The 12,940-nt window shown below is 40.2% G+C and carries 11 protein-coding genes; 2 read left to right on the top strand and 9 right to left on the bottom strand.

Annotated features, from left to right (window positions below):
- Positions 1-27 precede the first annotated feature (27 nt).
- Positions 28-2,583: a penicillin-binding protein PBP1a gene (ponA, locus tag I8T81_RS01655; protein WP_198071984.1), complete on the top strand. Its 2,556-nt coding sequence runs from the start codon at positions 28-30 to the stop codon at positions 2,581-2,583.
- Between the two features lie 16 nt (positions 2,584-2,599).
- On the opposite strand, the gene I8T81_RS01650 is transcribed toward ponA, so the two are convergent.
- From I8T81_RS01650 to I8T81_RS01610, 9 genes are all read right to left on the bottom strand, one after another.
- Positions 2,600-3,424 carry a putative RNA methyltransferase gene (locus I8T81_RS01650; protein WP_198071983.1) on the bottom strand — a complete coding sequence of 275 codons (825 nt, stop codon included), beginning with the start codon at positions 3,422-3,424 and terminating at the stop codon, positions 2,600-2,602.
- A 2-nt stretch (positions 3,425-3,426) separates the two neighbouring features.
- Complete coding sequence (locus I8T81_RS01645) at positions 3,427-3,759, bottom strand: DUF7709 family protein (protein WP_077163639.1); 333 nt, start codon at positions 3,757-3,759, stop codon at positions 3,427-3,429.
- 60 nt (positions 3,760-3,819) lie between these two features.
- On the bottom strand, positions 3,820-4,938 hold the full coding sequence (gene mraY, locus I8T81_RS01640) for a phospho-N-acetylmuramoyl-pentapeptide-transferase (RefSeq protein ID WP_004705178.1): 1,119 nt from the start codon (positions 4,936-4,938) through the stop codon (positions 3,820-3,822).
- On the bottom strand, positions 4,939-6,339 hold the full coding sequence (locus tag I8T81_RS01635; RefSeq protein ID WP_198071982.1) for a UDP-N-acetylmuramoyl-tripeptide--D-alanyl-D-alanine ligase: 1,401 nt from the start codon (positions 6,337-6,339) through the stop codon (positions 4,939-4,941). It lies immediately after the preceding gene.
- Positions 6,340-6,347: 8 nt separating this feature from the next.
- Entirely contained in the window at positions 6,348-7,847 is a 1,500-nt protein-coding gene (locus I8T81_RS01630) for a UDP-N-acetylmuramoyl-L-alanyl-D-glutamate--2,6-diaminopimelate ligase (RefSeq protein ID WP_198071981.1), read from the bottom strand.
- Positions 7,848-7,850: 3 nt separating this feature from the next.
- Positions 7,851-9,683 carry a penicillin-binding protein PBP3 gene (ftsI, locus tag I8T81_RS01625; protein ID WP_198071980.1) on the bottom strand — a complete coding sequence of 611 codons (1,833 nt, stop codon included), beginning with the start codon at positions 9,681-9,683 and terminating at the stop codon, positions 7,851-7,853.
- A gap of 11 nt (positions 9,684-9,694) precedes the next feature.
- Complete coding sequence (ftsL, locus tag I8T81_RS01620) at positions 9,695-10,027, bottom strand: cell division protein FtsL (protein WP_004705170.1); 333 nt, start codon at positions 10,025-10,027, stop codon at positions 9,695-9,697.
- Complete coding sequence (gene rsmH, locus I8T81_RS01615; RefSeq protein ID WP_198071979.1) at positions 10,027-10,950, bottom strand: 16S rRNA (cytosine(1402)-N(4))-methyltransferase RsmH; 924 nt, start codon at positions 10,948-10,950, stop codon at positions 10,027-10,029. Before rsmH ends, ftsL begins: the two co-directional genes overlap by 1 nt.
- A 222-nt stretch (positions 10,951-11,172) precedes the next feature.
- A complete protein-coding gene (locus I8T81_RS01610) occupies positions 11,173-12,174 on the bottom strand; it encodes a sulfate ABC transporter substrate-binding protein (RefSeq protein WP_140336159.1) in 1,002 nt (333 codons plus the stop codon).
- A gap of 400 nt (positions 12,175-12,574) precedes the next feature.
- Here I8T81_RS01610 and I8T81_RS01605 point away from each other — a divergent pair, with 400 nt between their 5' ends.
- Positions 12,575-12,874, top strand: a complete 300-nt coding sequence (locus tag I8T81_RS01605; RefSeq protein WP_049066027.1) for a hypothetical protein — start codon at positions 12,575-12,577, stop codon at positions 12,872-12,874.
- Positions 12,875-12,940: the final 66 nt, after the last annotated feature.

The raw sequence follows: 12,940 nt of genomic DNA, 5'->3' as shown, positions 1-12,940 counted from the left end.
ATTCGATCTTATTAAAGCTTACTTATCATGAAAAAGCTATCCAGTTTGGGCTTCGTGCGTCCAATTTTTTTGATCATTATTATTATCTTAGTCTCACTTCCGATGGGATTTTATGGCATGTATCTCTATATTGCCCCAACCCTCCCGGAAATGAGTTCATTAAAGAAAGCACCACTTCTAAAACCATTACAAGTCTATACAGCCGATAATCAACTTATTGCTGAGTATGGTGGTAAACTTTCGATACCGGTCGAATACAAACAAATTCCTCCTGCTTTTATTCATGCATTTTTAGCGGCAGAAGACTCATCTTTCTTTGAGCATAGCGGTATTAGCTTTAAAGGTTTAGGTCGTGCTTTAAGCGAGAGTGTGACTGGTTCCGATGTGCAAACGGGTGGTTCGACTATCACAATGCAGGTCGCAAAAAACTATTATTTAAGTCCCGAGAGAACGTTAAAACGTAAACTAACAGAAATCTTTTTGGCTCGAAAAATTGAGCAAAACTTATCTAAAGAAGACATCTTAAGTCTTTATGTAAATAAGATTTTCTTGGGGAAAAATGCGTACGGTATCGCAGCAGCAGCCAAAATTTACTATAACAAAAGCATTAATGAACTTAGCATTGCTCAAATGGCAATGATTGCAGGTTTACCAAAAGCGCCATCCAAATATAACCCTGTTGTTAACCCTGAACGTGCACTTGAACGCCGTAACTGGATTTTAGGCCGTATGTTGCAACTCGGTTATATTTCTCAAGCGGAATATCAAAAAGCTGTGGCTGAGCCTATTAATTTGAATATGCCCAACCGCGACTTAAATAATATTCATCCATATGCTGGTGAAATGGTTCGCTCAGAGCTTGTAAAACATTTTGGTGAACAAGCCATTGACTCAGGTTATAAGGTTTATACAACCATTAATGCCCAACGGCAGGCTATTGCCGAGAAATCTGTACAAGATGGTCTTGAGGCTTATGACAGACGTCATGGTTGGCGTGGCGCAGAAGCACATGATAAACCATTAAGCCAATTTAGAGCTTATGCTAACACCTACCCCGCAGAAGTGACTAAAGTAAATAGCAACTCTTTTGATGCTTTAATGCAAGATGGTTCAACCGTCACTGTGCAATGGTCTGGTATGTCATGGGCACGCCCTTATCGCAATGCAAACAGCGTAGGTGGAGCACCTTCACGTGCATCTCAAATTGTTAAAGTGAAAGATATTATTCGCTTACGTCCAAATGAAGCTAAAACTGCATGGTCGTTAGTTCAAGTACCAAAAGTTCAAGGCCAGCTTATTGCAATTAATCCAAATGATGGCTCAATTGAAGCCATTGTTGGTGGCTATAATTTTTATCAATCAAAATTTAACCGTGCTTTACAAGGTTGGCGTCAACCGGGTTCTACCATCAAGCCATTTCTTTATGCTTTGGCACTAGAGCGCGGTATGACACCTTACACCATGGTCAACGATAGTCCGATTACCATTGGTAAGTGGACACCAAAGAACTCTGATGGTCGTTATCTAGGCATGATCCCATTACGACGTGCTTTGTATTTATCTCGTAATACTGTATCTGTAAGACTTTTGCAGACTGTAGGGATTGAACGTACTCGCCAATTATTCATGGATTTTGGTTTACAAGAAGATCAAATTCCACGTAACTACACTATTGCCTTAGGTACACCTCAAGTATTACCAATTCAAATGGCAACGGGTTATGCAACCTTTGCAAATGGTGGTTACCGTGTTCAACCACATTTCATTCAACGTATTGAAGATGCATACGGTAAAGTTATTTACGAAGCTAAACCAGAATATGCATGTATTCCATGTATTAACGCACCTGAAACAACAGATGATGCTCAAGCAACCACGCCAGATGATCAAGTTGTTGAAGTGACTAATAAAGAGTTGGAGCAGAGAGAAAAAGCAGCAAAACAGCTTAATCTTAAACAAACAGATAAAAATAACAGCCAATATCGACAAGCTCAGCGCATTTTAAAATCAAGCTCTGCTTATGATATGGCGAATATCTTACGTGATGTAATTGAGCATGGTACTGGTCGTGCTGCACTTAAAATTGGTCGTAGTGATTTGGGTGGTAAAACAGGTACAACAAACGATGCAAAAGATGCATGGTTTGCAGGTTTTAATGGCAAATTAGTCGCTATTACTTGGGTTGGTTTCGACCAACCAACGACACTTGGTCGTCGCGAGTATGGTGGTATTGCCGCATTACCAATCTGGATTAACTTTATGGATCAATCGCTTAAAGGCACTCCAGCGTCTTGGGTTCGTTTAGAGAAAGATGCTCAAGCACCTATTTCTCGTGAAAAACAAGATGTCGCAAGTGAAGTTGGCGATAAGAAAACATATCGCGCAGCGCCACCATTGGCTCGACCACTTTATCGTCCTGCACCGCCACAGCCTAAAAACACTACCAATGACTTCGATGACTTACCAGGCGAAGAAATTGTAATTCCATCTAAGGCAGCGCCTCCAGCAATGAAGCCTGCACAAGGAGCAGCACCGAAGCGAGACAAAGATGAATTAGAAAACTTGATTAACCAAATTGAGTAAAATAAAAAAGCCATCGTTAGATGGCTTTTTTATTACGCTTTTGAAAAAGATAAATTTGAAAAGATGCTGTTACCTCTAATTGAGACTGCTGCTCTAACTGCATTCGACGCTCTGGAGAGGCCTTGTATGCATATGGCGTCATAGCGATCAGATTTTTTAAAGCCTCTTGGTCAAGTAATAAAGGGGCATCTATAATTTGCTGTTCTTTCAACTCAAATAAATCTTGCAGTTGTTCAACAAACTTTTGCGGTGTATGCGGATTGACCTGCTCAAACAGTGCCTCACGCATCGCATATAAATGTTCAGTTGCAGGTGTGACAACAATTAAAAATCCATCATCTTTTAGCACACGTAAAATTTCTGCTTGTGGAATTGGACTAAAAAGGCTGGTACACACATCCATACTTCGATCGATTACCGGCAAAGTCGCTCCTGTACCAACAACCCAAGTCACGTTGTGATTTAACTTTGCTGCGCGTTGTACAGCATTTTTCGCAATATCTACACCTACACACTGCTCAACAGCATCTTGCATTGCACTTGTGTAATAACCCTCACCACAACCAATATCGAGTACTGATTTAGCTTTAAGCTGCTTTAGCAAAGCAACTACAGCTTGCTGTAAAGGTTGATAATAGCCATCCTGTAAAAAGGCACGGCGCGCATCTACAGACTCTGGAGTATCTCCTGGATTTTTACTGTGCTTATGTTGGACAACATGTAAGTTTACATAACCTTGTTTTGCAATGTCATAGCTATGACCCTGATCACATCGCCAAGTTTTATTTACCAGCTCTAGTCTTTGACGACACACAGGACACATTAAATTTTGCATAGTCACTTTTAATTATTCTCTTGTTCTTTTTGTTGTAAATAAGCCTTTGCGTGTAGTCCAACAAATGTGCGGCCTGCATTTGTTCCAGAAATCCATTCATCTACATCAAACAAATCAAATAAACCAATTTTAATTAAAGTCGGAATCGCAATTTTTAATTCCTCTTCAATTTGGCCTCGCTGCCCTGCATTATACAAATCAATATTATGCAACATCGTCGCTACTGTTCCAGTTTGTACTTTACTACCATCTTTAAGTACAACTTGAGGTAATACTTCCCCATCACTAACCACTTTTTGGTTAATTACAGATAATTGGTCTAGCCCAACAACCTTTGTCATTTACCTCTCCAATAAAAAAAGCCAGTAGAAACTGGCTTTATATTGACACCAAAATAATTTCTAGCGCAATTTTAAGGTCATTAAGCCTAATACGACTAGTATAATCGTAATAATCCAGAACCGGATAACCACTTGAGTTTCTTTCCAGCCTTGTTTTTCATAGTGATGATGTAAAGGCGCCATCAAGAAGACACGCTTATTCCGCATCCGTAGCGACCCAATTTGCAGGAATACCGAAACAGCCTCCATCACAAAAACACCACCCATAATCGCAAATACAATTTCTTGGCGCACCATCACGGCAATTGTTCCAAGCATCGCACCTAAAGCTAAAGCACCCACATCACCCATAAAGACTTGCGCTGGGTGTGCGTTATACCAAAGAAACGCCAAGCCTGCACCAATCATGGCAGAACAGATTACAACCAGCTCTGAAGTATATTTCACATATGGAATATGCAAATAATTAGCAAAACGGATGTCACCAGATAAGTAAGCGAATACACCTAAACCTGAAGCAACCATAACCACTGGCATAATGGCCAAACCATCCAAACCATCAGTTAAGTTAACCGCATTAGACGCACCATTAATGACTAAATAAGTGAATACAATAAATGCTAGACCTAAAGGAACGATAGAAAGTGGAATAGAAAGATTCTTAAAGAAAGGAATCAATAAATCCAACATATTTGCTGTATGTTCTGCATTAGATTGTTCAGTTGCAATTAAATATAACGCAATACCAGCACCGAGTGACGCAATAGAAGTCCAGAAGAATTTCTTACGAGCAGGTAAGCCAGCATTGTCTTTGTAGCGGATTTTAATCCAGTCATCTGCCCAGCCAACCGCACCAAACACAACCATCACACCAAGCACAATCCAAACATACGGATTAGATAAATCAGCCCACAACAGAGTACTAATACCAATTGAAAGCAGGATTAGAATCCCCCCCATCGTTGGTGTACCCATTTTTTTTGCATGATTTTCAGGAGCAAACGAACTTACTGCCTGACCGTATTTTAACGCCTGTAATTTACGAATCATGATCGGTCCGAGAACCAAACCAATGGTCAGTGACGTTAATACACTGAGTAAAGAACGTAATGTTAAATAACGAACGACTTGAAACGAACTGTGATAGCCCGCAAGTTGTTCAAACAACCATAACAGCATTTAAAGTTTCTCCATCAAATCAGCCATCAACGTTTCCATATGAGTAAAGCGAGAACCTTTAAACAGGAAACTCATGGACTGGGGTTGATGTGTTTGGATTAGATTGATTAAAAATGGAAGCGCCTCAGCTTGAGTCTGAAATGCTTTCAATTTATTAGAATGAAGGCCTGCACCTTCAAGAGCTGCCGAGGCAAACTGCCCAACTGCAACAATATGGTCTAAAGGAAGTTCTGCAAGATCTCGACCTAAGTCGTGATGCTCTTGCCAACTACTATTGCCAAGCTCGCCAATATCACCCATCACCATGACTTTAATGCCATTTTGCTGAAGTAATACTTGTGCCGCAGCACGCATAGAGGTTGGATTGGCGTTATAAGTATCATCAATAAACAAGTAAGGCGCTTTTTGAATAAAGTTCAAACGACCTTTAGCACCTTGCGCTTGCTCTAAACCTTTTACAATATCTTCTAGGCTAATACCTAATGCTAAAGCAAACGCTACGGCTGCCGTTGCATTTTGTACGTTATGCTCACCAGCAAAAGGCAATCTTACGAGGCTAGTACCTTGAGGTGTATGTAGCTGAAAATTGGCAGACTGTGGTAGCAGCTCAACTTCTGTAGCAAATACATCACCACCTATACCAAAGCTAGAAATTTGATGATCTTTGGCTGCTTCACGAATCTCGGCAGTGAAATCGTCTTGTTGCGGAACAATAGCAACGCCCTGAGGCAAAATATGAAGATAAATTTCCGATTTAGCACGGCAAATACCATCACGTCCACCGAACTCACCTAAATGAGCAGTTCCAATATTTAAAATGCCCGCGACATGTGGCTGAACGAGTTTTGATGTGTAATCAATTTCACCTTGATGGTTTGCACCAAGTTCCATCACCGCGTATTGATGTTCCTTGCGAAGCTCAAGCAACATCATCGGCACGCCAAGGTCATTATTTAAGTTGCCTCGGGTGATGAGTGTAGGTGCTAAACGAGACAGTATGCTTCCTAACATTTCTTTCGTGGTGGTTTTACCACTACTTCCCGTTAAAGCAATCACTTTCAATTGAGCATTTTGTTGACGGCGATAAGCACCAAGTTGCCCCAAAGCTAAACGAGTATCAACAACCACAAGCTGAGCAATATCAATATCTAATGGACGTTCAACAATCGCAATTTGACAACCATTTGCTGCAACTTGTGCAACAAAATCATGTGCATCGAAACGTTCACCTTTTAGTGCTAAAAAGGCGTCCCCACTTTCTGCATGACGCGAGTCAGTCAAAATACGTTTAATTTCAGTTTGAGGGATCTGGTCTTTATGCCAGTAACCCTGCGTTGCCTGTTGTAATTGTTGAGCTGTCCACGGTTCCAAAGGCACGGTACTGGTGGTTGAAGTATGCATAATTTTTCCTATTGTGCAGGGTAAGCAGCATCTACCGTATGATGTTGTGCATCAATCGCAGAACGCACTTCAACCACATCATCAAACCAGTGACGCACACCATTAATTTCTTGATAATTTTCATGACCTTTACCGGCAATCACCACAATGTCACCAGCTTGAGCTTGTTCTGCAACAAATTTAATTGCTTCACGGCGGTCATGAATTTCATGCATACGGTGCCCTGAAAAATCGATTCCTTGCTTCATGTCAGCAAAAATCTGTTCAGGGTCTTCTGTTCTTGGGTTATCTGAAGTCAAAATAACCGGATTTGCACCATCTAAAGCGGCTTGAGTCATGAGTGGACGCTTACCACGGTCACGGTCTCCACCACATCCAAATACCGCCCAAAGCTCATTAGAGACATGGCGCTTTAAAGTCTTAAGCACTTGAATTAATGCATCTGGTGTATGTGCATAATCGACTACAAACAATCGCTCATCATCACGAATGACTTGCATTCGGCCTGGGGCACCAACTAGTTTAGGAACAAAATTAACTAATGCTTGTAAATCAAAACCAGCTTGCTCAGCAGCTATGAGCGACGCAATCAAGTTTTCAACATTAAAATGGCCTAATAGCGGACTTTCTACCGCAAATAAACCTTGCTGACACATCAAATTAAAGGTTGCACCAGCCAAGCTATAGCTTAAATCGGTGATGTAATAATCGGCTGTATTTTGAGTTAATGAATAAGTCAAAATTTTAGGTTGCGCTGGATTATTCTGAGCAGACTTAATCATTAAATCTGCATGTGCATCATCTAAATTAATCACAGCAATTTTTAATGAATTAAATTGAAACAAACGAGCCTTTGCTTCTGCATAAGCTTCTAAAGTGCCATGATAGTCGAGGTGGTCACGACTTAAGTTACTATAAACAGCAATTTCAATCTCACAGCCATTTAGTCGCCCCTGCTCAAGACCATGCGAACTCGCTTCTAATGAAGCAAAAGTTGCACCCTGCTTAGCATAAGCATGTAATTCATTTTGCAATTGCAGAGCATCAAGAGTGGTATGCGTAGAAGGAGTCAAGTCTGGCAAAATACCATTACCAGTTGTCCCCATCACTGCACAGCGCTGCTGTTGTGAACTAATTAACTCAGCAATTAAGCGAGAAATAGTCGTTTTACCATTCGTCCCTGTTACAGCAATAATCCGTAATGGCTTAACTGTATCAGTCTGTTGTAAATAACGTTTTTGCCACTCACCCATACGCTGGCGCACATCAGGGCATACCCACTCATTTGCAACACCTAATTCGGTTTCACTAATTACAGCAAGTGCCCCATTTGCTAAAGCTGCTTCAGCAAATGTACGTGTTTTTTCAGGTTGGCTATAACTGGTCAAAGCAATAAAAATTTGGCCTGTTTCGATTTTACGACTATCTAAACCAAAGCCATGAAATGGCTGGTGAGGCCATTGTGCATCAATCTCGATTGGATTAATTTCTTGAAAAGAAACAGTCATAGCTTACCTGCGAGTAGGATTCTGTGGAGTATTAAGTGGCTTATCAAGCGGTACGTTCATTAAACGCAATGACTCTTGCATAATACGAGCAAAAACTGGCGCAGCAACCAAACCACCGTAGTAACGACCTTGTGGATTCTCCACAACCACGATAACTGCTAAACGCGGGTCACTAATTGGTGCAACGCCTGCAAATAAAGCACGATATTCACTATTTGAGTAACCCTTACCATCAGCACGTAATTTATGAGCGGTACCTGTTTTACCACCTACTCTATACCCTGGGATATTGGCCTGTGTCGCCGTACCACCTGGCATAGTAACTTGCTCAAGCATTAACAAGACTTGATCAGCAATTTTCGGATTAAGAACCTGCTCACCTTTAGGTGCCTGATCTAATTTATGCAAGCTTAATGGCATTTTTACACCATGATTTGCAAGCATGGCATAGCCTTGAGCCAATTGAAGAATAGTTGCGTTTAGACCATAACCATAAGCCATAGTACCAATTTGAGAAGAGTTTAATTTACTTACAGGAAGTACTAAACCTGAACTTTCCCCTGGGAACTTCACAGCAGAACGCTTACCAAAACCAACACGATTAAAGAAGGTCGGCAATGTCTCTTTTGGAAGTGATAATGCAATTTTTGCAGAACCCACGTTTGAAGACTTAATAATGACACCTGTTACGGTCAAAGTCCCGTAGTTATGGGTATCACGAATGGTATGCCAACCTAAACGCATTGAACCGGGTGAGGTATTTACAATGGTATTTGGTGTGTATTGACCCGTTTCTAAAGCAGATGAAATCGTGAATGGCTTCATGGTTGAACCCGGCTCGAACATATCGATCGCACCACGGTTACGCATAGCATCCTTATTAGACAAACCATTCTTATCATTCGGGTTATAAGATGGCCAACTGGTCATAGCCAAAATCTCACCCGTTTTAACATCAACCGCAATAGCCGTTGCTGAACGTGCATTATTCGCAACGCCCGCTGCCGTCAATTCACGGTACATAATGTACTGTAAGCGAGAGTCGATACTTAAAGTGATATTTTCACCCGGTTCACCCTCACGGATTACTTCAGAAACTTTTAAACGGTTACCGCGCTTATCACGGATAACTTTTTGTTCGCCATCTACGCCAGAAAGCTGTTTATTCAACTGCATTTCCAAGCCTTCAACACCCTGACCTTCACTGTTGGTCAAGCCAATAATTTGAGCATTTGGCTGTGGTTGAGGATAATAGCGTTTGTAAGTTTTCTCCGCATAGACCCCTTGGAAGTTACCTTTCATAATAAGGTCAGCTTGTTGCGGTGGAACTTCTTTTTTCAAAACTAGATAGCGAGAACGCGGACGCGCATTCATCTGCTTCTTAAGATCAGCACGGTCAACACCAACTACATCAGCAAGCTCATCTAGGTTTAAATTTTTATCAGGTAGCTGACGTTTTAATTTACGATTTTTTGGATCTTGTTTTAGTTCAGCCGTAATTTGATCGTATAAATGTTTGGTTTCAAAATAATCACGCGGATCCATCACAATTTTCATGATTGGACTACTAATCGCTAAAGGCACACCGTGGCGATCGCTAATCACCCCACGCATAGCTTCTACACGTTCAGTACGCAAAATATTGGCATTGGCCTTATTTTGTAAAAAGTCCTTATTAATGATTTGAACATAAAATGCACGTGCAATTAATACCACAAAACACAGTAATACCACTGCCCAGAGCAGATAAAACCGCCACATATCAAAGGCAAGACTTGGTTTTTCCGAAATAGACTGCTGTTTTTTTCGTGTTTGCTTTGTTCGCTTATCTACCATACAGCAAGGCCTTACTTATTGTGCTCTGGAGTCATCGGTAAAGAAATTACCACCGTTTCTGCAGCAGGTGGCGAAAACATTCGTAATTGTGTGACAGCACGTGTACCAATTTGAGCAGTAGCACCAAACGTTTGCTGCTCAATCAATAAACGTCCCCATTCAGCATTGAGATCATCACGTTCACGCATATAAGAGCTTAGCTCTCTATAATCATGACGATACTCAAACACCTGTAATACCACCATCATGGCACTGATAAAAACCACTGCCACCATGACTGCATACACTACGAATTTTTTGACCACTTTTTTTCCTGTGGTTTCGATTTCATCACTGCTTTTCATTACTCGCCTTTTTGTTCCAAGCGTTCAGCAACCCGAAGCCATGCACTACGTGAACGTGGGTTCGCTTTTACTTCTTGTTCACTCGCACGAACCCGCGAAATTTTCTTTAATCTTCTCGTATCAACCCGCTGCTCTGGCATACCCCAACCAGAATCCTCGGCCAAAGTTGATTCTTTTTGAATAAACTGTTTGATCAAGCGGTCTTCAAGCGAATGGAAGCTGATCACCGACAAACGTCCTTTTGGTTTAAGCAAGTCTACAGCTTGCGGCAAAAACACTTCAATATCATCCAGTTCTTTGTTAATAGCAATACGGATTGCCTGAAAAGTACGCGTAGCTGGATGCTTATGCTTTTCCCATTTTGGATGAGCTGTTTTTACAAGTTCAGCCAATTGCGCCGTAGTATCTAATTTTCCGGCTTGTTTAATTGCTTTCGCAATACGTCGACTATATCGTTCTTCACCGTATTGATAAATGATATTAGCCAATTGTTCTTCTTCAATTTCAAGTAACCATTCAGCAGCCTTCAAGCCTTTAGAATTATCCATGCGCATGTCTAAAGGGCCGTCTTGCATGAAACTAAAACCACGTTCTGCTTGGTCTAATTGAGGAGAAGACACACCTAGGTCAGCCATAATCCCATCAACGCTTTGCACCCCAATTTCCTGCATTTTTTCTTTAATTTCAGCAAAACTTGCATGAATAATGGTAAATCTTGGGTCTTCTTGTGCTAAAGCAGCCGCAACTTCCAGAGCTTGAGGGTCTTTATCAAAGGCATATACTCGAGCATTTTCATCGAGTTTAGACAATAATAAGCGCGTATGCCCGCCTCGTCCAAAGGTTGCATCGATATACACCCCAGTTGTGCGATCTGCCAATAAGCTTTCAACGGTCTCAAAAAGTAAGACAGAAATATGCGACATAGGAGTTAAATCATAGCGTAAAAATGTAACTGCACATTATCACCTTGTTTATGATGAACACCAAACGGCTTTTTGTAGGAAAATATTAATTTTTCATAGAGAAAACCGTTTTCTTTGCATTTTTTAAGCAAAATAAAAAAGCAAGCTCACCTTTTCAGGTTCACTTGCTTCAATATTAAAAGTTTAAGTAATTTTTAAACTAGAGAACTGCACATATTTTATTTACTGTTTACCATCATAAATCTGATCAAAGATAGCTCCATTAGCAAAGTGAGTTTGCTGAGCTTTTGCCCATCCGCCAAAAACATCATTAATCGTAAATAATTTAATTTTTGGAAATTGTGCTGCATATTTTGCAGCGACCTGAGGATTACGTGGCCGGAAGTAATGTTTAGCCGCCAACTCTTGTCCTAAAGGTGAATATAAAAAGTTAAGATAGCCTTTTGCTAAAGTACGGTTACCATCCTTATCGACTGTTTTATCTACAATCGCAACAGATGGCTCTGCCAAAATTGAAATTGATGGATAAACAATTTCATATTTATCTTTATCAATTCCTTTAGTTGCCAATAATGCTTCATTCTCCCAAGAGAGTAGAACGTCTCCAATTCCACGCTCAGCAAATGTAGTCAGCGAACCACGTGCCCCAGAATCTAGCACTTTGACATTGTGATAAAGTTTTTTAACCAGCTCTTTTGCTTTGGCATCATTTCCACCTGGCTGTTTTAAAGCATATCCCCATGCAGAAAGATAAATCCAGCGCGGTGCTCCCCCCGTTTTCGGATTAGGCGTAATAATTTCAACACCAGGCTTAGTTAAATCATTCCAGTCACGAATATTTTTTGGATTACCTTTTCTAACCAAAAACACGACTGTAGATGTATAAGGTGCCGAGTTATTAGGAAATTCTTTTTGCCAGTTTGGCTGGATATATCCTGCTTTAACAATTTCATCAATATCATTTGCTAAAGCCAAAGTCACCACGTCAGCCTGAAGACCAGTTGCTACAGCTCGAGCCTGTTTTCCTGAACCACCATGGGATTGTTTAAAATCGACATCCTGACCAGTACGTTGTTTCCAAAATTTTCCGAATGCCTGATTATATTCTTGATAAAATTCGCGGGTTGGATCATAAGAAACATTTAAAAATGTAGTCGCAGCTTGCACCGCAGTTACTGCCAACCCCATATATGTTGCAACTGCAATTATTGCTATTTTTTTCATTTATTAAAAAATCCAATTTATTTTAAACTCTAATATATTTTTATTTTTTTATTTTTCAATCAAATACTTATAATATTTTAAGGTTTACTAATTACTTTAAAAGATATAATCGACGATTACTTTTTATTCATAATTTCGAAAAGTTTTGTAATTATTCTTATAGTTTATTTATAGTCTTCACTTTATCTACACATTAATTTGTTAAATAATGAGACGTAATGGATACAGATAGGCTACATTTGAAAGATACCAAGGTGAAATAAAGGTATTTTTTGTAAAAAGTGTGACATAGTTCTACTTTTTTATTAAAATTTATGTTTGAATCGTAGCGTTACCGTAATTTACATTTGGTTAAACTCAAAAAATAGACGAAATGTACATACTGAGGGGATGAGCAAAAATGAAAATTAATTATGGAAAAGCTTTGAGTTTGGGTTTGGTGCTCAGTTTTGCATCGCAATTATCTACTGCCGCAGCACTCAAAGATACACCGAGCAAAAGCGTTTCTGACCGTCAGTCTTCGCTTATTGAAAAAGCCCTAGACCAACAAAAACGCAATGCGATAGCTTTACCATCTACAGATGATGAGCTAAAAGTACTTAACACAATTCGTGTAACACCTACTCAAAATTTTCTTGCAGCACAGCATGAACGTTTTTCACGTTTTGTTCAGGCAATATTCCAGCCGCATACCTCTTAATATTTGAAACGCCCCCCTCAACGTTTCAAGTTAAGCCCAGTCTGTCGTTAAATAAAAACGTCAGAA

The sequence above is a fragment of the Acinetobacter seifertii genome (assembly GCF_016064815.1).
In the GTDB taxonomy this organism is placed as follows: domain Bacteria; phylum Pseudomonadota; class Gammaproteobacteria; order Pseudomonadales; family Moraxellaceae; genus Acinetobacter; species Acinetobacter seifertii.
This window is presented reverse-complemented; position numbering and strand designations above follow the sequence as displayed.

Bases quoted from the DNA above. Each gene is read 5' to 3' on its own strand.
- ponA (WP_198071984.1), top strand. From the start codon at position 28: ATGAAAAAGCTATCCAGTTTGGGCTTCGTGCGTCCAATTTTTTTGATC.
- I8T81_RS01645 (WP_077163639.1), bottom strand. From the start codon at position 3,759: ATGACAAAGGTTGTTGGGCTAGACCAATTATCTGTAATTAACCAAAAA.
- mraY (WP_004705178.1), bottom strand. From the start codon at position 4,938: ATGCTGTTATGGTTGTTTGAACAACTTGCGGGCTATCACAGTTCGTTT.
- I8T81_RS01635 (WP_198071982.1), bottom strand. From the start codon at position 6,339: ATGCATACTTCAACCACCAGTACCGTGCCTTTGGAACCGTGGACAGCT.
- I8T81_RS01630 (WP_198071981.1), bottom strand. From the start codon at position 7,847: ATGACTGTTTCTTTTCAAGAAATTAATCCAATCGAGATTGATGCACAA.
- ftsI (WP_198071980.1), bottom strand. From the start codon at position 9,683: ATGGTAGATAAGCGAACAAAGCAAACACGAAAAAAACAGCAGTCTATT.
- ftsL (WP_004705170.1), bottom strand. From the start codon at position 10,027: ATGAAAAGCAGTGATGAAATCGAAACCACAGGAAAAAAAGTGGTCAAA.
- rsmH (WP_198071979.1), bottom strand. From the start codon at position 10,950: ATGTCGCATATTTCTGTCTTACTTTTTGAGACCGTTGAAAGCTTATTG.
- I8T81_RS01610 (WP_140336159.1), bottom strand. From the start codon at position 12,174: ATGAAAAAAATAGCAATAATTGCAGTTGCAACATATATGGGGTTGGCA.
- I8T81_RS01605 (WP_049066027.1), top strand. From the start codon at position 12,575: ATGAAAATTAATTATGGAAAAGCTTTGAGTTTGGGTTTGGTGCTCAGT.